A 20,419-nucleotide genomic window follows, 5' to 3' on the forward strand; every position below is an offset into this window, starting at 1 on the left:
CACCGGGCACCATGGACCGCACGCACACCGAATGCCCCGAGCACACCGACCGCACCCGAGCACACCGACCGCACCCGAGCACACCGACCGCACCCGAGCACGGCAACCGCACCGCGTACCCCACGCACACCAGGAACCCCGTTGAAGCGCCTCCGCCCCCAGGGCCCCGCCGGCACCCGCGTCCCCCTGGCGCTCGCCGTCCCCGCGCTCCTCGCCATCGCGTTCCTGCTGCTGCCGCTCGCCGGGATTCTCCTCCGCACCGAGTGGGCCGACCTCGGTACGCATCTGAGCAGCCCGGCCGTCCTTCAGGCGCTGCGGCTCTCCCTCCTCGTCTCGTTCTGGGCGCTCGGCCTCTCCCTGCTCCTCGGGGTGCCGCTCGCCTGGGTGCTCGCCCGGGTCCCCTTCCGCGGCAAGGCGCTCGTACGCTCCCTGGTGCTGCTGCCGATGGTGCTGCCGCCCACCGTCGGGGGCGTGGCCCTCCTGCTCGCCTTCGGGCGCCGGGGCGTCGCCGGCCCCTGGCTGGAGAGCACCTTCGGCATCACCCTTCCCTTCCACACCTCCGGCGCCGTGGTCGCCGCCACCTTCGTCGCGATGCCGTTCCTGGTCATCAGCCTGGAAGGCGCGCTCGGCGGACTGCGCCCCGGCTACGAGGAGACCGCGGCCTCCCTCGGTGCCTCTCCGGTACGGGTGTTCTTCACCGTCACCCTGCCGATGGTCGCCCCCGGGCTGATCGCCGGCGCCGCGCTCACCTGGGCCCGAGCGCTCGGCGAGTTCGGCGCGACCATCACCTTCGCCGGGAATCTGCCCGGGGAGACCCAGACCCTGCCGCTCCAGGTCTATCTCCTCCTCCAGGAGCGGCCCGAGGCGGCGACCTCCCTCTCCCTGCTGCTCCTGGGCATCGCGATGGCGGTACTCATCGGTCTGCGCGGGCGGTGGACCCAGGGAGCCGGGGCCGGGGCGGAGGGGCCCGGTCACCGGGCGGAGGTTCCCGAGGAGCCCGCGCCGGAACCCCCGATCGCTCCCGCTGCCGCGGGCACCCCCGCTCCCGCTGCCGCGGGCACCCCCGCTCCCGCTGCCGCTCCCGGGCCCGCCCCCGAGGGCACCCTCGTCCCCGTCCTCGTACCGCCGTCGCCCGGTGGACTCTGGCCGCTGCACGCCGAGCTGACCGGGTTCAACCGGCTCACCCTCGATGCCGGGCCCGGTACCACGATCGCCGTCGTCGGGCCCAACGGCGCGGGCAAGACCACCCTGCTGCGGGCCCTCCTCGGCCTCACGCCCCGCGCCCACGCCGTGCTCCGCCTCGGCGGCGACGATGTCACCGGGCTGCCACCGCACCGGCGGGGCGTCGCCTGGGTCCCGCAGGACGGAGCGCTCTTCCCGCGGCTGAGCGCCCTCGGCAACACGGCGTACGGGCCGCGCGCCCAGGGCGTGCCGCGCGCCGAGGCCCGGCGCGGTGCCCAGGAGTGGCTGGACCGCCTCGGGGTCGGGCATCTCGCCGCGCGCCGGCCCGCGCAGCTCTCCGGGGGGCAGGCCCAGCGGGTGGCCCTCGCCCGCGCCCTGGCCGCCCGCCCCCGGCTGCTGCTGCTCGACGAGCCGCTGGCGGCGCTCGACCAGACGACCCGCGCCCGGGTGCGCCACACCCTGCGCACCCATCTCGAAGGCTTCGGCGGGGTCTGTCTGATCGTCACCCACGACCCGGTGGAGGCGCTCTCCCTCGCCGATCGGGTTCTGGTCCTGGACGAGGGCCGGACCCTCCAGGACGCCTCTCCCGCCGAGGTCGCCCGCCGGCCGCGCTCCCCGTGGGTGGCGAGGATGCTCGGCCGCAACGCCTGGGCCGGCACCACCACCGAGTCCGGGCTCGCGCTGCCCGGCGGCGGGCGGCTGACCGTCGCGGAACCCCTCGCCCCCGGGGTCGAGGCGCTCGCCGTCATCGCTCCCGAGGCGGTATCCGTGCACCGGGAGCGGCCCGGGGGCAGTCCGCGCAATGTCTGGCCGGGCACGGTGGGGGAGATCACCGCCAGTGGCAGCAGACTGCGCGTACTGATCACTTCGGCGCGGGCCCCCGATCTGGTCGCCGAGATCACCCCCCGGGCCGCCACCGAACTCGGTCTCGTCGACGGCACCGCCGTGTGGACGAGTGTCAAGGCCACAGAGGTTGTTCTCACTCCGCTCTGAGCCGGTCAACTCAGCTCTTTCGGCGGCTTCTTGAACTCTTGTTCCGCACCGGCGGTTGTGCGAAAGTGAGCCCTCTCACGTCCGAACACGGCCGGTTTTGTGCGGCCGTTCGCATGGGTGGCGGTGCAGAGCCGGTATCCGCTCTCCCATTCGGCGGTCCGGTCGCGGTACGTGCGCAGTGACCCAGCCGCCCCCGACCCATGCCGACGGACTTCACCGGACTTCACCGGACTTCACCGGACCTCATTGGACTTTTCCCGACCCCGACGACCTCGATGGCCTCGACGCCTCCATTGACCCGAATCCCCGGTCCGCCGGCTCCGGGCCGCACGGCACTGCCCCAACCCCCCACCGCAATGCCCAGGATGGAAAGACGTCCTATGCGAAATCCCCGCCCTCAGGGTTCCGTTCCCCCTGCCCGCACCGGTCTCGACTCCGCCTCGTCCGACGAGGGCCTGGCCGCCGCGGTGCGCGCCGGGGCCGATCGAGGCGACGCCCGGCCGGTGGCGGCGCTGCTGGCGAGACACTGGCAGCCGGTCCACGACTATGCCGCGATCGGCACACCGTCGGCGAAGGCCGCCGCTCTCCTCACCACCGCCGCCTTCAGCAGAGTGCTGGAGAATCTCCGGCGAGTTCGCACGACCGCCGCACTCCGTCCGCTTCTTCTGCTGACCGCCCGGCATATCGCCAAGGGCTGGGCGGCCGATGAACGGGTTACCGCGCTGCCCGAACTCCAGAATCCCGAGACCGGCCGCACCGTTCCCGTCGGCATGTTCACCCTGCCGGAGAATCGCCTGCTGGTCTCCCGGGCCTTTCTGGCATTGCCGGGCCCCGCGCAATGCCTCCTGTGGCATACCGAGGCCGAGGCGGAGGACATATCCCTACCCTCGGGTTTACTCGCGATGCATCCGCGCGGCGCGGCCGTCCAGCTCGGCCAGGCGCACGAAATGCTCAGGGCCGGGATTCTCCGCGCCCATCTGGAAATCGCACCCGAGTGCGAATGCCGCCACTACAATCGGCTGCTCGATGTGAGCCTGCGCCGGGGCGGTGAACTGCCCCCCGATATGCGCTCGCACCCCGTCGGCTGCCCGCACTGCCGGTTCGCCGCCGAACAGCTCGACCACCGCGACGGACGGCTCCCCCTGCTCCTCGCCCAGGCGGTGCTCGGACCGGCCGCGCAGCCCTATCTGGACTCACGCCCCACCCGCAGAAACGCCCGCTACCAGGCGCGGGCGGCGGCGGTACGCGGAACCGGGCGCCGGCCGGCCGGCGCGGCGCCACCGGAGCGGCCGGAGCGATCTGCCGCCGGGCCCCCGGCACCCCGCCGGCCCCGGGGCCGCGGGCTCTCCCGGCAGGGGCGCTCGGCCCTGGTCACCGGGGTCGGAGCGGCCACGGGGCTGCTGGTCGCCGCCACTGTCGTCAGCGGACTCCAGGGCGGCGACACGGACGGGGTGGCGGCGCCCGCCGGCACCGCGTCGGCCTCCCCCGTGCCCAGCGACCGGGTGACCGTCACCCCGGGCCCGCTGCCGTCGGCGACCGCGGCCGCCCACCCGCCGGGCCCGGTCACCATCCACTTCCACCACGCCGGGTCGGGCCTCTGCCTCGATCTGCGCGAGCAGCGGGCCCGCCGGGACGCCGCGGCCACCACCGCCGACTGCTCCCACTCCCTCACCCAGAAGTGGATTCACGAGCAGGACGGCCTGCTGCGCTCCGCCGCCGCGCCCGGACTCTGTCTCAACTCCCGTTCCCAGGACGGCGTACTCACCCTCACACCCTGCAAGGACGGCCGGGACGACAGGGATGACAGGGACGGCAAGGACAGCCGGGACGGCGGGGACGGCAAGGGCGACAGGGGCGGCGGGGACGGCAGGGGCGACAGGGAGCGGTCGGGCGGGGCCGTGCGGTACGACCTCACCGTGCGGGGCCAGTTGATCCCGCACTGGGACGGCCGGCTGGCCGTGGCCCCCGGCTCGTCCGAGGCCGGGGCCGATGTGGTGGCCCGGCCCCGTGACGGCTCCCGGGCCCAGCGCTGGCTGACACACGCCTCGGTCATGACGCCCCGGCTGACGCCCCGCGCCGCCACCGGCACGGCGGACACCCGCGAGGTGGAGGCGTCGGCCCCGGCCGAGCGGCGCGCCCGGTCCGGCCCGGGGGCCCCGCTGCTGCCGGAGCTTCAGGCCCCGGCCCGGGGCAGCGCCGGCGGCGCGCCCCGCTCGGCCCGCTCCGACCGGGTGTGGGACAGCGGCGGGGAGTCCGGCGCGGCCCGCCCCGCCGGGCTCCCGGACACCGAGGAGTCCGCCGGGCCGCGGTGACGACTCCGCTCCCGGGAATCCCGGCCCGTCCGGAGGTGTCCTTCCGGGCGGGCCGGAGTACCGGCGTGGGGAGCGGGTGTGTCAGGAGAAGGCGGGCATCTCGCCCGCGCGCGTCCCGGTGTCGATCACGGTGAACACCGCTCCCTGCGGGTCCATGACCGGGGCGAACCGCCCGAAGGGGCTGTCCTTCGGCCCGTACAGCAACTGGCCGCCGAGGCTGCGGACGGTGGCGACCGCCGCGTCGGTGTCCGCCACCGAGAAGTACACATTGATGAACGGGGGCGCCTCCGGCGGGAAGTTGTCCGACATCTTCAGCCGGCCACCCACCGGCTCGCCGCCGACCCGCCACAACCGGTAGTCGACCCGCTCGCTCTCCATCCGCTCCACCTGGAACGGGAAGACCACGGGAAAGAAGGAGTCCGCCTTCCGCTCCTCGCGGGTGCAGACCTCGGCCCAGGCGTAGGAGCCCGGTTCGCCCGTCGTCTCGAAGCCCTCGTGGGCGCCGGCCTGCCAGGCGCTGAAGTACACCCCGCTGGGGTCCCTCGCGACCACCATCCTCCCGAAGTCCGCGACCGTCATGGGCTCCTTGACCAGCTCGCCGCCGTTCTCCCGGATCGCCGATGCCGTGGCCTCCGCGTCCGGGGTGGCGAAGTAGAGGTTCCAGGCGGCCGGGGTGTCGGTGCCCGGGTCCCGGGGGAAGACGGCGGCCACCGCCCTGCCGTCCAGGGTCGCCTGGGTGTAGTGGCCGAACTCCGCGGAACTCTCGCCGAACGTCCACCCCAGCAGCTCGCCGTAGAACCTCTTCGCTGCCTCCAGGTCGGGGAACATCGCGTCCGCCCAGCAGGGTGTGCCCTCCGGTCGTACGGCCATGGTGCGGCTCCTTCCGCGGCGAAGGGGCAGCCCGGAGCGGCTGCCTCCCTTCACGCTAGGCGCCCCCGGAGGAGCCCGCGCGCCGAGAGCCCCTCAATTCGAACAGTGCTCGAACGGCCCGGTCTCAGGGAGCCTCCAGCGCCCGCTTCATGATCTTGCCCATGTCATTGCGCGGCAGGGCGGGCAGGAACCGGACCGTGCGGGGGCGCTTGTGCGGGGCCAGTTGAGCGGCCACATGCCCGGCCAGCTCCTCGGCGGAGGGCGGGGCGCCCGCGTCGGCCGGGACGATCCACGCCACCACCCGCTCACCCAGATCCGCGTCCGGCTCGCCGGTCACCGCGGCCTCGCGGACACCCGGGTGCTCCAGCAGGGCGTTCTCGATCTCACCCGCGCCGATCTTGTAGCCACCGCTCTTGATGAGGTCGGTGGCCCGGCGGCCGACGATGCGGACCGAGCCGTCCGGGTCCCGGACGGCCATGTCGCCGGTGCGGAACCAGTCCCCGTCGAAAGCGGCGGCCGTGGCGTCCGGGCGGTTCAGATACCCGGTGAAGAGATGCTCGCCGCGCACCTGGATCTCGCCGATGGTCACACCGTCGTACGCCGTGACAACGGAGCCGTCCTCCTCGGTGAGCCGCAGCTCGACACCGCGCAGCGGCGTCCCGACCGAACCCCGCCGGGGCTCCCCGTCCAGCCGCACGCTGGTGTTCATCAGCGTCTCCGTCATGCCGTAGCGCTCGATCACCCGGCGGCCCGTCGCCGCCTCGATGCGCTGGTGGTCGTGGAGCGGGAGCGCGGCCGAACCCGACACCAGCAGCCGGGCGCCCGCCAGGGCCTTGCGCAGCTCCGGGTCGCCGCCGAGGGCCTCGGCCAGCCGGTGGTACATCGTGGGCACACCGAAGAGCATGGTGCCGCCGGCCGTCAGCTCCCGGGCGGCGCCCGCCACCGAGAAGCGGCCCAGGTGCCGCACGGAGCCGCCCCGGCGCAGGGGGCCCAGCACGCCCAGGACCAGGCCGTGGACATGGAACAGCGGCAGCGCGTGGACCAGCACGTCGTCACCGGTCCAGGCCCAGGCCTCCGCCAGCGCGTCCAGCGAGGTGGCGACGGCGCGGCGGGGGAGGACCGCGCCCTTGGGGGGTCCCGTGGTGCCCGAGGTGTAGACGATCAGCGCCGGGGAGAGCGGCCCGGGGTCCTCGGGCAGCGGCCCCGCGCTTCCGCTCACCGGGATGTCGATCCGCTCCAGACCGGCCAGCGACCCCGGCAGCTGCTCCCCGGGCCCGGCGAGCACCGCCACCGGCGCGCTGTCCGCGACGATGTGCCCCAGCTCGCGCTCGCCCGTCTTCGGGTTGAGCGGCACCACGGGGACCCCGGCGAGCAGCGCGGCGACCACCCCCACCGCCGTCTCCAGGGTGGGGGTGGCCCAGAGCGCTACCCGGGACGCGCCCCCGATCCGCACCGCCAGCGAACCGGCGGCGCCCGTCAGCTCCCCATAGGTCAGGGCGCGCTCCCCGAAGCGCAGGGCCGGCCGGTCCGGGGCGCCGCTCAGGGCGGGGAAGAGGTCACTCACTCGTCGTTCTCCATATCCGTCTCCAGAGGGAGGGGGGAGGGCAGGGCCTCGCCGAGGCCGGCCGGGGACCGGCTCAGCCCACTTCCAGCCACCACACCAGCGTCCCGCAGAGGGCGAGCGCCAGCAGCGCGGCCAGCAGGACGGAGCCCGTCACCAGCCATCCGAGCAGGGTGGCCGCCCGAGGGGCCCGCCGGTGCGCGGGGGGCCCGGGTCTCATGCCGTGGGGTGGTGCGTCCGGGTCGCTCCCAGTGTCATTCGCATGGCTGAAGACTAGCCAGCGGACGAGCCCCGCAGGGCGGGTTGGCGTCCATCCGCCACAGCCCCTCCGGTGCCCGCGCGGTGTCAGCGAGGGGCCTCCCAGGTGACCGTGGTGCCGGTCCGTCCGGGGCGCCCGGCGCCGTCGGTGCTGGCCGTGTCGTCGGTGCCGTCGGTGCCGGCCGTGTCGTCCGTGTCGCCGGGCTCGGGGCGGCCGTTGTCGGTCACCACCAGCCGGATGCCCGTGCGGCCGTCCGGGAGGCGGGCCGCCGCGTCGATGTCCACCTCCACCGAGGTGACGTCCGCCCGCCGGTGCGCCGCCGCCAGGGCCGCCCGGAGCGCGGCCAGCAACTGCCCGTCCACCGGCTCCCGCACCAGGGCGTCCACCGCGCCCCGGAACCGTACCGACGGCCGGAAGCCGAGCAGCGCGGAGGCCCCGGCCGTCTCCCGCAGCACCCGGCCCCGGAAGCTCGTCGGGATCTCGGCCGGCGGCTGCTGGAGAGCGAAGATCGCAGTCCGCACCTCCTGGATGGTCGAGTCCAGCTCGTCCACCGCCCGGCCCAGCAGCTCGTCGGAGTCGTCGCCCGCCGCCCGCCGCCGGGTCGACTCCAGCATCATCTCGGTGGCGAACAGCCGCTGTACGACCAGGTCGTGCAGATCCCGCGCGATCCGGTCGCGGTCCTCGTACACCGCGAGCTGCTCACGGTTGTGCTGGGCGTCGGCGAGGACCAGCGCCAGCGCCGCCTGGGAGGCGAACTGCGTGGCCAGCAGCCGTTCCTCGGCGGTGTACGGACGTCCGTGCCGCCCCCGGGGCAGCGCGAGGGTCCCGATCAGCCGGCCGCCGCTCTGGAGCGGCAGCATCATCGAGGGGCCGAAGCGGGTCCGGACCGGAGTCGTCATCCGGGGGTCGGTGGCCGAGTCGTCGATGAAGACCGGCTCGCCGCCGAGGAGCTGCACCAGCACCGGGGAGCCCGGGGCGATGGTGGTGCCCACGATGTCCTCCTCCTGCTTCTCCTGTTCCTCCTGCTCCTCGCTCCCCTCCTCCGGTACGCCCGGTACGCCCGGTACGTCCGCCCTGTCCGCGCCGGCCGAGTCGGTCGAGTCGGTCGAGTCGCGCGCCGTGGACGCGGCGACGATCTCCATCCCGCCCTCATCGGTGGGCTGGAGCACCACCCCGGCCGTCGCCCGGGCGAGGATGCGGGCCTGCTCGGCCACGGTCATCAGCGCGTCCTCCGCGCTCTCCCCGGTGAGCAGTGCCGTGGTGACGGCGGCGGCGCCCGCGATCCACCGCTCCCGCTGGCGGGCCCTCTCGTACAGCCGGGCGTTGCCGATCGCGATCCCCGCCCGGGAGCCCAGGACCCGCAGCACGGCGAGATCCTCGTCGGTGAACGAGCCCGAGCGCTTGCCGACGAGATAGAGCGTGCCGAACACCTCGGTGTCCACCCGGATCTCCACCCCGAGCAGGGAGCGCACCCCGCCCCCGGCCCCGGCGCCCGGCTCGGGGGTCGGGGAGAGCAGTCCGATGAGCCCGGCCGCGCTGCCCGGCGCCCGGCCGAGCGCCTCCCGGCCGATCCGGTCCCGCTCGGCCTCGCCGAGACCGGAGGTGAACAGCTCGGTCAGCACCCCGTGCTCCGGGTCGACGACCCCGAGTGCGCCGCGCCGGGCCCCGGCCAGCTCGGTGGCCGTGTCCACGATCTGCTGAAGCGTGCCGGGCAGTTCCAGATCGGTGCCGACGCCGAGGAACGCCTCCAGGAGCACCGGCAGCCGGGGCTCCGGTTCCGCGGGCCCGCCCGGTTCGCTCACGCCGCCGCCCGTCTCCGCGCTCAGTCGACCCCGGCCAGCGGATTGAGAACCAGTGGCTGGATCTTGCCCTCCAGCATCGCACCGAGCCCCAGGACGGCACAGATGTCGGGCCGCTCGGCGATCTGCACCGGCATCCCGGTGGCGTCCCGCAGCATCTGGTCGAACCCCGGGAGCAGCGCGCTCCCCCCGACCATCATGATCCCCCGGTCGGCGAGGTCCGCGACGAGGTCGGGCGGGCAGTCCCGCAGCACCTTGCCGATGCCGTCGATGACGGAGGTGAGCGGGGTGTGGATGGCGTTGCGCACGGCCGCCGTGTCCACCAGCACCGAGCGCGCGAGGCCGGTGGCGACATCACGGCCGTGGATCTCGGTCGACTCGGGGCCGTGGGAGTGGAGGCCGTTGCTCTGGAGGGCGAGCTGGAGGGGGCGCACCGACTGGCTGGGGAGCATCAGCTCGTGCTGGGTGCGCAGATGCTGGATGACCGCGTGGTCGATGGCGTTGCCGCCGACGGGGATGCGCTCGGCGGTGACGATGGCGCCGAGCGAGAGCACCGCGATCTGGGTGGTGGCCGCGCCGCACACCATGATCATGGTGGCGGTGGGCTGCTCCACGGGGAGGCCGCAGCCGACGGCGGCGGCGATCAGCGTGTCGACCAGCTCGACCCGGCGGGCGCCGAGGCCGACCAGGGTCTCCACGGCGGCCCGCTGGGCCAGGGGGTCGCTGAGATGAGGGGTGCAGGCGGCGGCGCGCAGCCGGGGTTTGCGGCGGAGCTGGCGGCGGAGCTTCTCGCCGAGGAGGTGGCGGAGCATGCGCTGGGCCATCTCGATGTCGACGACGGTGCCGCCGGAGACGGGGCGGGCGACGCGGATGTAGTCGGGGGTGCGGCCGGTCATCTTCTCGGCGAGGGCGCCGACGGCGATGAGGGCGCCGGTGCGGGTGTTGACGGCGGCGACGCTGGGCTCGTCGACGACGAGGCCCGCGCCCTTGACGAAGACTCGGGTGCGGGCGGCGCCGAGGTCGACGGCGACATGACAGCGGCGGAGCTGTTCGAGACTGACGGTCACGGGGTGTCCTCCCGGGTGCGGGGCCTGCTGGCATCGTCCACCGCCCCGCAATGCCCCGCGCGCCGGGTCACCCACCCGGGTGCCCGCGGGGTTCTGGGCTTCCAGGGGGCGTGCTCGATGGCCGGGCCGGCTGGGAGTGCGGGTTTCCCGTGGCGCGGGGTCCGTCCTCAAGCGCCGGACGGGCTGGGTGTGCGGGTTTCCCGTGGCCCCGGGGGGGTGTTTTCAAGTGCCGGGTGGGCCGGGAGTGTGCGGGGTCCTGTGCTTCAGGGTCCGTCCTCAAGCGCCGGACGGGCTGGGTGTGTGCGGGGGTGGTTCTCAAGCGCTTGGCGGGCTGGGTGTGCGGGTTTGCTGTGGCCCCAGGGGGCAAGTGCCGGGTGGGCCGGGAGTGTGCGGGGTCCTGTGCTTCAGGGTCCGTCCTCAAGCGCCGGACGGGCTGGGTGTGTGCGGGGGTGGTTCTCAAGCGCTTGGCGGGCTTGGTGTGCGGGTTTGCTGTGGCCCCGGGGGGCAAGTGCTGGGCGGGCTGGGTGTGTGCGGGGGCCTGTGCTTCAGGGTCCGTCCTCAAGCGCCGGACGGGCTGGGTGTGCGGGTTTGCTGTGGCCCTGGGGGCTCAAGCGCCGGGAGCGCCGGGTGTGGTCGGGGCCTCCAGGTGTTGGAGGAGGCCCCAGGTGAAATCCGCTACCCGCCGGGTCCCGGACGGGAGGGTCAGGGCCAGCCGGTGGCGCGTCGGCGCCGACCCCTCCAGCAGGGTCGCCGGGGGGAAGGCGCGCCCCGCCTCCTCCACGGTGCAGCCCCACGGCACGAGGTCCTCCTCCGTGCGCAGCTCCGGCCCCGCCACCCCCGGCGCCCGCACCAACCACTCGTTCCACACCGCACCCCCCTTCACCCCCGCCAGCACCTCGAACCGGAGATCCGGCCAGAGCGGCACCCCCCACACCAGCGCCTCGCACTCCACATCCCCGATCCGCCGGCGCGCCGCGCTCTCCGGTGCGCCCAGCACCGACCGGTAGCGCGCGAGCGCCGCCCGCCCCCTGGGCGAGCGCACCATCGCCTGCCAGCGCCGGTTCGCCTCCCGCATCCCGGCGACGGACGCCCCCAGCTCCCGCCGGGCCCCCTCCACCAGCTCCGGCTGGAAGTCGGCCATCCGGCGCAGCAGGACGAGCTGGAAGTCGAGAGGCCCGAAGGGCGCGGCAGCGGTCATACCCGCCATCCTGCCCGGCGCCCCCGCGCCGCGGGCACCCCCGCCGCAGCCCTCACGGGCGCCCTACACGTCCTCGCCCAGCATCCGCCGCAGGAGATCCCGCAGCGCCCTCCGCTCCTCCTCCGACAGCCGTCCCAGCGGCTCGCGCGCGAAGTCCAGCGACTCGCGGAGCCGGCCCACCGTGTTCGCGCCCTCCTCGGTGGCCGCCGCCAGCTTCACCCTGCGGTCGTGCGGGTCCGGCCGGCGCTCGACCAGGCCGCGCAGCTCCAGCCGGTCCACGATGCCGGTGACATTGGACGGCTCGCACTTCATCTTCTGGGCTATCTGCCGCATCGGCGTCGGCCCCATGCTGAGCAGCCCGAGCACCTTCGCCTGCGCGCCGGTCAGCGAGTGCTGCGCCGCCGCCTCCTCGTACTCCGCGAAGTAGCGGGCCACGACCGTGCCGATGAGATCGACGACTTCGAGGGTCAGAGGGTCGGGGCGTGAGCTGGTGGTCATGGCGACAGCCTACGTTAAAACTTGACAACATAAAATATCCAGGCACATGATTGTTTCAGGTAATGAAACGTTCTAGGAGGCATCCGAGCATGTCCGCACTTCCCGCGTCCGCCCGTGAATGGCACCTCGTCGCCCGCCCGCACGGCTGGCCGAAGGAGGAGGACTTCGCCCTGCGCGAGGTACCGGTCCCGGAACCGGCCGCAGGCCGCGTCCTCGTGCGCAACCTGCACTTCTCGGTCGACCCCTACATGCGGGGGCGGATGAACGACGTGAAGTCGTATCTGCCCCCGTTCCAGCTCGACCGGCCCATGGAGGGCGGAGCGGTCGGAGAGGTCGTCGCCTCCGCCGCCGAGGGCCTCGCGCCCGGCGACCACGTGGTGCACAACCTCGGCTGGCGCGAGTACGCCGAGGTCCCCGCCGAGCAGGCCACCAAGGTCGACGCCGCGCTCGCCCCGCTCTCCGCCTACCTCGGCGTGCTCGGCATGACCGGTCTCACCGCCTACGCCGGGCTCTTCGTCTCCGCCTCCTTCACGGAGGGGGACGCGGTCTTCGTCTCCGGCGCGGCCGGCGCGGTCGGCAGCCAGGTCGGCCAGATGGCGCGGATCAAGGGCGCCTCCCGGGTCATCGGCTCGGCGGGCTCCGACGAGAAGGTGAAGCTCCTCACCGAGGAGTACGGCTTCGACGCGGCCTTCAACTACAAGAACGGCTCCGTCGCCGAACAGCTCCAGCAGGCCGCCCCCGACGGCATCGATGTCTACTTCGACAACGTCGGCGGCGACCACCTCGAAGCCGCGATCGGCTCGCTCAGGCTCCACGGCCGCGCCGCCCTCTGCGGAATGATCGCCCAGTACAACAACACCGAGCCGGAGCCCGGCCCCCGGAATCTGCCGATGGTCATCGGCAAGCGGCTCCGCCTCCAGGGCCTGCTGGTCTCCGACCACTTCGGCCTCCAGCCGCAGTTCGTCCGCGACGTCGCGGGCTGGATCGCGAGCGGGGAGCTGAAGTACGACGAGACCGTGGTCGAGGGCATCGAGCACGGCTACGACGCGTTCGTCGGGCTGCTGCGCGGCGAGAACACCGGCAAGATGATCGTCTCTCTCGACGCGTGACGACGCACGGCCGAGGGCCGCACCCCCGCGGGGACGCGGCCCTCGGTCCCGTACCGCACCAGGCGGACCGGGCCGAACCGGCTGGGTCGTCCCTTCCGGATCGTGCCCGGCGCGCGGGCCCGATCCGGACGGCACTCCCTAGCGGTTCAGCAGCGCCCTCCCGATCTGCGCGAACGCGCCCTTCGGGTGGTTGCGGAACAGCGGCTCCGTGCCGAACAGCGCCACCGGCGTGCCCGACGCCGATGTGCCGCTGACCACCGACGGCCTGCCCGCCGCGTCCGCCGGGCCGCCCGTGCCCTCGGCGGTCGCCCGCCAGTGGCCCGACACCAGCGGGTTCCCGGTGCCGTACGACTGGTCCACCCGCACTCCCGTACCGAGCCCGGTGAACCACACCGGCGAGTAGACGAAGGTGTGCCCGGGAGCGCCGCCGGTGATCGGGCCGCCCGCGTTGGACACCCGCACCACGCCATTGGCGTCACCGTTGCCCTCGACCGCCGTGGCCTGGATCAGCCCGGCCGCGCTGGTGAAGGCGGCGCCGTCCGCGCCGAGGCCGACCACACCGGCCCCGCTCGCCCGGAAGGCGTCCCGCGCGGCGGGCGTCAGAGCCGCGTGACTGAGCCCGGCCGACACCATCAGCACATCGGTGCCCGACCAGTCGAAGCCCGCGTTCAGCACCGAGGTCGACACCGGCACCACGTCGAAGCCCATCTCCCGCAGCGCGAACTGCTCGCCCGAGGTCACCGCGGCGGCCACCCGGGTCCGCTTCAGCGGAGCGACACCGCGCTCGTGCGTCGCCGTGAAGGCCACGCCGTGCCGGTCGGCGAGCACCCTCGCCTTCGAGCGCGCCGACGCGGGCACGATCGCGGCGCCGTCGGACGTACGCCGGACCTGCACGCCCTGCGCGAGCAGCGCGTTCACCGCCGCCAGCTCCCGGGGGTCGTCCAGCCGCAGCTTCAGATCCCCGTGCCGGGCCACCGAGCCGGTCGCCGACGCGGCGTCAACCGGACGGCTCAGCACCCTCAGCTCACCGCTGACGGCCTTGTCCACGGTCGCGCCCCACAGCAGCCCGAGGCTCCAGCCCGAGATGTCGTACATCGCCGACACATCGGGGCTGATGTCCCGGCCCTCGGCCAGGATCACATTGGCGATACCGCGCTTCGGCTGCCGCATGTCCACGACGTACGAGCCGGCGGGGTGGGTCCTCCCGGCGAGCCGGAACGGCAGCACCGCCCGCTCGACCCGGACGTCATTGGCGACCAGGTGGTCCACCAGCCGGGCCGCGGCGGTGGCGCTGCGCTGCCGTTCGCCGGCCGGGATGACATAGGCCCGGGGGAAGGTGGTCGTGTAGACGTCCTCGGGACCGATCCCCGGCACACCCGGCACGGTCTCCTCGGAGACCGGCACCTGCGCCGCGCCGGTGGCGCCGCGCCGGAAGGTCTCGATCTGGTCGGCGATCACCGAGGCGCGGTTCGCCCGGGTGTAGTCGAGCGTGGCGCGCATCGCCGCACCCGCGATCCCGGTGTTGATCGCGGACCGCCGGCGCAGCTCCTCCACCGGCAGGCTGTCGTAGGAGCTGTTGTTGACCCGCATCGGGAACTCGATGGTGTGCGAGGCCACCGCGCCCTGGAACGGCATGTACTGCGGGGTGAAGATCGGCGGCCAGTCGTCCCAGCCCTCCGCCTGGTCCCGGAAGGGGATCTCGGCGGGGCGCACCCCGTCCTTCTCGGCGGTGTAGCCGAGGTCGTTGACGGCCTTCTCCATGCCGAGGGCGTTGGCGTAGGAGTTCTTCAGGAAGAGGTCGTACTCGTAGTTCTCGCCGTGCGGCGGGGTGGTCGGCTCGATCAGCGTGCCGTTGACATAGCCGTGCAGATCGAGCATCACCGCGGGCTGCTTGTCGATCGCCAGCTGCCGGATCGCCCGGGACTCGGGCTGGGAGGCGGTGATGAAGTCACGGTTGAGGTCGAAGCCGTTGGCGTTGGCGCGGGTGCCCGCGACCCGGCCGTCGGGGTTGGCCGTCACATTGAGATAGATCCGGTTCTTCGCCAGCAGGCCCGCCGTCCCGGCGTCCTTGGCCGTCGCCAGCTCCTCGATGAGCTTCAGGGCGGCGTCCGTGCCCTCCCACTCGTTGCCGTGGATGTTGTTGTTGATGAAGACCGGGGTCTTGTACTCCGACTTGATGCGCCGGTCGCGGGCGGCGGACACCGGCTCGTTCTCGATCCGCTCGCGCATCCGCTCCTGGTCGCGCGCCTCGTGGCGGCTCTCCGGCTCGGTGACGGTGACGAGATAGAGATCGCGCCCGGTGGCCGACTTGCCGGCGATCTCCACACTGACCCGGTCGCTGCGCTTCTGGAGGGCGTTGAGACGGGGCGCGATGGAGTGGTACGGAATCAGCCCCAGCTTGATCGACTTGTCGGCCGGGTTGACGGCCGGGGTCCTCAGCGCCGTGTGCCGGGGATAGCCGAGGTCCCGGTGGAACGACGGCGACTGGTGCCGCAGCGCCTCGGCGGTGGCGGACGGCGGGCCCAGGTACGGCCGGGCCCGGGCGAGCGCCGAGTCGCTGCCGCCCCGCTCGCGTACGGGGTCGGAGCCGCCGGACGGCACCGGTTTCGCGGGAAGGGCCGTGGCACCGGGGGAGGCGGTCGCGGACACCGGTGCGAGGAGCACGGCGACCGCGAACGCGGCGGTGGTGACCAGGACGGGTCTGGATATGCCCATGCGTGAGTACCTCCGGGGATCGGGGGTCGATCGAGTGACATGTATGCCGCAACGATCAATACGGAGGGGTTTACCTGGTCATGTCGCCAACAAGCAAGGGGTCTTTCCTACGAAACCGGCCAACGGGTTCGGGCCACCGGGCCCGATAGGGTGGCTCCATGAGTGATTTCGGGGCGGGGTTCGGCTACTTGGTGAAGGGCCAGCGCTGGGTCGGCGTCCATGGCCGCTGGTTCGGATTCGGGCTGCTGCCCGGGCTGTTGACGCTCGTGCTGTACGCGGGGGCGCTCGTCGGGCTCGGCTACGGCGCGGACGATCTGGTGGGCTGGGCGACACCGTTCGCCGACGACTGGTCCTCGCCGTGGCTCGGGCTCTTCCGTGGCTTTCTGACCGGTCTGGTCTTCGCCCTCGGGCTCTTTCTGGCGGTGATCACCTTCACGGCGGTCACCCTCCTGGTCGGCCAGCCCTTCTACGAGTCGCTCTCCGAGGAGGTCGACCGCTCCGAGGGCGGCGCGGTGCCCGAGTCGGGTCTCTCGCTCCTGCGGGACCTGTGGATCTCCGGGCGGGACTCGCTGCGGATCGTGGTCCGGGTGACCTTCTACGGCGTCCTGCTCTTCGCCGCGGGTTTCATCCCGGTCGTCGGCCAGACCGTCGTCCCGGTGCTCGGGTTCTGTGTCACGGGCTACTTCCTCGCGGAGGAGCTGACGGCGGTCGCCCTCCAGCGGCGCGGGGTGGAGCTGAAGGAGCGGCTGCGGCTGCTGCGGGGCCGCAGGATGATGACGCTGGGCTTCGGGCTGCCGCTGGCGCTGGTGTTCCTGGTGCCGTTCGTGGCGGTGTTCCTGATGCCCGGCGCGGTGGCGGGAGCGACGCTGATGGTGCGGGAGCTGGCGGGCGCGCCGGACGGGCCGGAGCCCGGGCCGTCCGCCGGACCCGCGGCCGCCTCCGCGTCCCGGGCCGGTGCCCCGGCGCCGGTGGTGTGGCCGGCGGCTCCGGGGAGCGAGCCCTCCGGTCCCGGCGACGCCCGCGACCCCTACCTCAAGAGCTGACCCCGGGAGCGGCCCGCGCCCCGGGCGCGGGCCGGCCGGCCGGTCTCAGGCGCTGATCGGCAGGTCCGCCACCGCGAGCGAGGGCGCCGCCCGGCCCGCGCCGGCCAGCAGCCCTCCGTCCGGGCCCCAGATCGCGCTCCCGCCCGGGCAGGGGCCGATGTCGCTCGGCCCCACCTGGTTGGCGAGCACGACGCAGAGCCCGTTCTCCCGGGCCCGGACCGGATAGACCGTCTCGAACGAGTCGTTCCCCTCCTCCAGCACCGAACTCGCCAGATAGACGGCGCAGCCGTCCGCCCGGGCCCGCTCGGCCAGTTCGGGAAAGCGGTTGTCGTAGCAGACGGCCAGCGCGAACCGTACGCCGTCGAGGGTGAACCGGCCGTCCCGGTCGCCCGCCGTGAAGACCTCGGGCTCCGGATCGTGCAGACGCTGCTTGTCGTAGCGGGTCAGCAGCGCGCCGTCCGGCCCGATGACCAGCGAGGTGATGGCGGGGGCACCGCCCGGGGTGAGCACCGCCGCGTTGACCACGGCCGCCGTGGCGGTCTCCCGGCAGACCGCCCGGAGCGGCTCCAGCCGCGGGTCGTCCTCGGTGAGCCGGAGCGCGGGGTCGTGGGCGACCAGCCCGAATCCGTACCCCGTCACCGCCAGTTCGGAGAAGACGACCAGCCGCCCGCCCTGCTCGGACGCGGTCCCGACCAGACTCCGCATGGTGTGGACATTGGACTCGACATCGCCCGGTACGGGGGCGAACTGCGCGGCTGCGACTCTCATGCCCCCATCATCGCCGGGCCGCCGTCGGGGTCGTCGGGGGCGGGGTCGTCCGGGGTGGGGACGGGGGCGGGCAGCCGGGCACCCCGGCTGCGCGCGATGCGGTGGACATTGCGGAGCGCCTCCGTCATCTGGGTGAGCATCAGCCGCAGCTGATCGGGGGATGTGCCGTCCTCCGCGAGCAGCTCGTCGGCGTGGGTGATCAGCTCGCCCGCCAGGCCGAGCTGTACGCTCTCGATGGTGTCCGCGACCCGTGAGATGTAGCCGGTTCCGTCGCCGTCGAGGTAGCACGGCTTGCCCTCGGGGGTGGACCACGGCAGCAGCCGTGCCTCATGCGTTCCGCCGGCCATCACCGGACTCCGTTCGTACCGCAGCTCGCCCTGTGCGGGGGCGTACCGGTCTCCGTTCTTCCCTGGCACCAGAACGCTACCCCCCGTGACCACCCGGGGAACCATGATCGGACCACCCGGGGCGGGACCCGGGGACGGACGGTCCGGCCCCGCCCGCCGCCCGCCGCCCGTTCCCGGGGCGGTCCCCGGGCCCGCTACCCCTGCCCGGCCGACACCCGGATGATCTCCCGCACCTGCGCGACGATGTCCCGCCGGTTGGCCAGGAAGGCCGGATCGGTGATCTCCGTGGTGTTGCCCGCGCCGAACTCCAGTACAGGGGTGTGCACATGGCCCCCGGGGATCGTCAGCCCCAGCCGGTCCCTCAGCAGCGTCGCCCGGTAGGCGATCTCGTTCGACAGATAGTTGCCGCCACCGCCCGAGCGGGCCGTGGAGCCCTCCGTGGGCCCGTCGGGACGGTTCACGGGAGTGGTGCCACCCGCCGGGATCTCCGTCACCGCCGTGTTGTCGTGGACCGCGAAACGGCCCGTGTCCGCCGCGGTGATCGCCGCGTGCGGCAGCGTCGACGACGTCCACTGCGGCTGGGTGGCGGGGTCGCTCACCGGCACGGTCCCGGTGTCCGAGATGTTCTCGTTGTCGGGGAACCCGCCCCGCCAGGCGCCGTTGGTCCGCTCGATGTCGAACCGGCCGGGCCGCCCCTGGCTCACCGTGGTGAACAGATCCGCCTCCGGCAGCCGCGCCCGCAGCGTCCGCTCCACCGACCCGTCGGCGAAGTCCTGCCAGCGGACCGGGAAGACCGCCGTCTCGATCCTCGCGGGACCGTCGGCGGTCCTGATCCAGGTGCCGTCCAGGGCCAGGGCGGTGGCGCCCGAGGGGTTGCTGATCCGGATGTCCCGGTCCAGGGTGAAGGGGTCGAAACCGGTCATCACCACCCGCTTGACCCGGTCATCGCCCCGGCCCCGCGCACCCGGGAACCCCATCGAGTCCTGGCCGCGCGAGGAGCGCTCCAGCCGGTCCAGCAGCCGGGCGCGCCGCTCCGGTGCCACCGTGAAGCCGGGCTCCCACTGCCGCAGCTCCCGGGTCATCGCGAGCCGCGCCCAGTACAGCGGCCGGTCGTCGTCCCGGCTCAGATCGCCCCGGGCGGGCCCCCGCCCCTGCGCCCGGTCCACCGCCCGCTCCCAGAGCGCCGCACCGTGGCGGGCGACGGCCCGCTCGGCGTCCCGGTACGAGCGGGCGCCGTCCAGCGCGCCGGCGAACCGGGGCGCCACGGTGTCGAAGCCGGCGCGCCGCAGGATCTCCCGGGGCACGGCCCGGTCGAGGCGCGCCTCCTCCGCCCCGGCCGCCGCCGTGGCCGTCTCCGCGGCCGGCGACGGGGGAGCCGGGGGCGCGGCCGACGCCGGTACGGGGGCGGTGAGGGCGAGCGGCACCAGCAGGGCGGCGATCACGGCCGCATGGGCGGACACGGATATCGGGGGCATGAGGGGAACCTTCCGTCGGGTGTGCGGAAGTATCACCTCATGATCGTGTCCCTGACCAGACCCGCCGGGGTCACACCGGGGGCTCGGCCGCCGTGATGTTCCGGTAGGCGATCTCGGCCAGCACGCCCTGTCCGTCCTTGCTGGGGTGGAACCAGTCCCAGCGGCTCAGCAGATCATCGCTGAAGCGGTAGTCGAAGACCGCCCCGCCGTCGTACCGGCAGCGCAGATCCTTGGCGCAGACCTCCTTGAGCACCGTGTTGTACGCCATCACCCTGCCCTGCACCTCGGCCCGCCGCCGGTCCGCCTTGGCGCTCACATCCTCCGCGTCGCCCAGCATCGAGGAGCAGATGCCCAGTTGCCAGATCGCCCGGCCGAGCGCGTCGTCCCGGCCGGTGGACCAGAGCCGCTTCAGATCCGGCACGCTGGAGACGTACACATGCGACTTGGGGGCCTTGCGGCGCAGCTCCCGCAGGGCCTCGGTGAAGGAGGCCCGGAAGTCGGCCACCGGGGTCATCAGCGCCGTCGAGTCGGCGCAGGCGTCATTGGCGCCGACCATCACCGTGACCAGATCGGGCTTCCGTGCCCCGGCCCGGCTCATCTGGGCGGCGATGTCGGCGACCTCGGCACCCGTGCGGGCGAAGTTCCAGGCGCGCCGGGCGATGGCGCCGGGCTCACCGATCAGCCGGGAGGCCAGGCTGCGGACGGCGGCGTCGGTGCCGGTGACCCAGGACGCCTCGGGGCAGTCGGAGAGCACGACACAGGCGTCGAAGGCGCGGGTGATGGAGTCGCCGACGGCCGCGATCGAGCGGGGGCTGCGGTCCCACACCTGCGCGGGCCGCTTCTTGGCGGGCGAGCCGCCGCTCCGGGAGCTGTCGGACGAGACGTCACATCCGGTGAGCACACCGGTGGTCAGAAGTGCGGCGGCGGTCAGGGCCGCGGTGGTCGCCCGGGCCCTCCGTCCCCGTGTGGTGCCAAGGCTCTCGCGCCTGTCGTGCATCCCCGATTCCCCTCCGAATCAGATGCCCCCGAGGTCCTGCCGGGTGAAAGCTTGGTGCGTACGGCTCCAGGACCGAGATTACGTCACCCCGCGGCCGCGTACGCACGGTAGCTTTTTCCCCGTCGCCCCGGAGTATCGTGCCCAGACGCTCCAGCGGTTCCGGTAAATTACATCACGTCACATGCTGTCCCTTTTGTGGAGATTAACTCCTGATGCTGTTTACTGA

The 20,419-nt window shown here is 73.6% G+C and carries 16 protein-coding genes; 4 read left to right on the forward strand and 12 right to left on the reverse strand.

Translation table 11 applies throughout. From position 1 onward, the window contains the following. Positions 1–141 precede the first annotated feature (141 nt). Positions 142–2,175 carry an ABC transporter permease gene (locus ACWCRA_RS31070; RefSeq protein ID WP_451069151.1) on the forward strand — a complete coding sequence of 678 codons (2,034 nt, stop codon included), beginning with the start codon at positions 142–144 and terminating at the stop codon, positions 2,173–2,175. Positions 2,176–2,555: 380 nt separating this feature from the next. Next, on the forward strand, positions 2,556–4,487 hold the full coding sequence (locus ACWCRA_RS31075) for a ricin-type beta-trefoil lectin domain protein (RefSeq protein WP_451069152.1): 1,932 nt from the start codon (positions 2,556–2,558) through the stop codon (positions 4,485–4,487). Between the two features lie 81 nt (positions 4,488–4,568). On the opposite strand, the gene ACWCRA_RS31080 is transcribed toward ACWCRA_RS31075, so the two are convergent. From ACWCRA_RS31080 to ACWCRA_RS31110, 7 genes are all read right to left on the reverse strand, one after another. Next, positions 4,569–5,357 carry a VOC family protein gene (locus ACWCRA_RS31080; RefSeq protein ID WP_451069153.1) on the reverse strand — a complete coding sequence of 263 codons (789 nt, stop codon included), beginning with the start codon at positions 5,355–5,357 and terminating at the stop codon, positions 4,569–4,571. Between the two features lie 124 nt (positions 5,358–5,481). After that, positions 5,482–6,921, reverse strand: coding sequence for an acyl-CoA synthetase (locus tag ACWCRA_RS31085; RefSeq protein ID WP_351548529.1), 1,440 nt, complete (start codon positions 6,919–6,921; stop codon positions 5,482–5,484). 73 nt (positions 6,922–6,994) lie between these two features. Further along, on the reverse strand, positions 6,995–7,138 hold the full coding sequence (locus ACWCRA_RS31090) for a hypothetical protein (RefSeq protein ID WP_351548532.1): 144 nt from the start codon (positions 7,136–7,138) through the stop codon (positions 6,995–6,997). Positions 7,139–7,263: 125 nt separating this feature from the next. Beyond that, positions 7,264–8,979, reverse strand: coding sequence for a GAF domain-containing protein (locus tag ACWCRA_RS31095; protein WP_451069154.1), 1,716 nt, complete (start codon positions 8,977–8,979; stop codon positions 7,264–7,266). Positions 8,980–8,999: 20 nt separating this feature from the next. Beyond that, positions 9,000–10,043, reverse strand: a complete 1,044-nt coding sequence (locus ACWCRA_RS31100) for a rod shape-determining protein (protein WP_351548537.1) — start codon at positions 10,041–10,043, stop codon at positions 9,000–9,002. 607 nt (positions 10,044–10,650) lie between these two features. Next, complete coding sequence (locus ACWCRA_RS31105; protein ID WP_451069155.1) at positions 10,651–11,250, reverse strand: hypothetical protein; 600 nt, start codon at positions 11,248–11,250, stop codon at positions 10,651–10,653. Between the two features lie 54 nt (positions 11,251–11,304). Then, positions 11,305–11,739: a MarR family winged helix-turn-helix transcriptional regulator gene (locus ACWCRA_RS31110; RefSeq protein WP_351548543.1), complete on the reverse strand. Its 435-nt coding sequence runs from the start codon at positions 11,737–11,739 to the stop codon at positions 11,305–11,307. An 89-nt stretch (positions 11,740–11,828) separates the two neighbouring features. Between ACWCRA_RS31110 and ACWCRA_RS31115 the strand changes: the two genes are divergently transcribed. Next, positions 11,829–12,848, forward strand: a complete 1,020-nt coding sequence (locus ACWCRA_RS31115) for an NADP-dependent oxidoreductase (protein WP_351548546.1) — start codon at positions 11,829–11,831, stop codon at positions 12,846–12,848. 138 nt (positions 12,849–12,986) lie between these two features. On the opposite strand, the gene ACWCRA_RS31120 is transcribed toward ACWCRA_RS31115, so the two are convergent. Continuing rightward, positions 12,987–15,563, reverse strand: a complete 2,577-nt coding sequence (locus ACWCRA_RS31120; protein WP_451069156.1) for a M14 family zinc carboxypeptidase — start codon at positions 15,561–15,563, stop codon at positions 12,987–12,989. 158 nt (positions 15,564–15,721) lie between these two features. On the opposite strand from ACWCRA_RS31120, the gene ACWCRA_RS31125 reads away from it, so the two are divergent. After that, complete coding sequence (locus ACWCRA_RS31125; RefSeq protein WP_451069157.1) at positions 15,722–16,606, forward strand: EI24 domain-containing protein; 885 nt, start codon at positions 15,722–15,724, stop codon at positions 16,604–16,606. Positions 16,607–16,651: 45 nt separating this feature from the next. Here ACWCRA_RS31125 and ACWCRA_RS31130 read toward each other — a convergent pair whose 3' ends face one another. From ACWCRA_RS31130 to ACWCRA_RS31145, 4 genes are all read right to left on the reverse strand, one after another. Beyond that, on the reverse strand, positions 16,652–17,374 hold the full coding sequence (locus tag ACWCRA_RS31130) for a carbon-nitrogen hydrolase family protein (RefSeq protein ID WP_451069158.1): 723 nt from the start codon (positions 17,372–17,374) through the stop codon (positions 16,652–16,654). Then, positions 17,371–17,724 (reverse strand): hypothetical protein, encoded by a 354-nt coding sequence (locus tag ACWCRA_RS31135; RefSeq protein ID WP_451069178.1) that lies wholly within the window; start codon positions 17,722–17,724, stop codon positions 17,371–17,373. The genes ACWCRA_RS31130 and ACWCRA_RS31135 overlap by 4 nt, the downstream gene beginning before the upstream one ends. A gap of 191 nt (positions 17,725–17,915) precedes the next feature. Beyond that, the gene (locus ACWCRA_RS31140) at positions 17,916–19,196 is read right to left on the reverse strand and encodes a pyroglutamyl peptidase (RefSeq protein ID WP_451069159.1); all 1,281 of its coding nucleotides are present in this window, start codon (positions 19,194–19,196) and stop codon (positions 17,916–17,918) included. Positions 19,197–19,266: 70 nt separating this feature from the next. After that, entirely contained in the window at positions 19,267–20,193 is a 927-nt protein-coding gene (locus ACWCRA_RS31145; RefSeq protein ID WP_351548559.1) for an SGNH/GDSL hydrolase family protein, read from the reverse strand. Positions 20,194–20,419 lie beyond the last annotated feature (226 nt).

Source organism: Streptomyces sp. NPDC001889 (genome assembly GCF_053594535.1).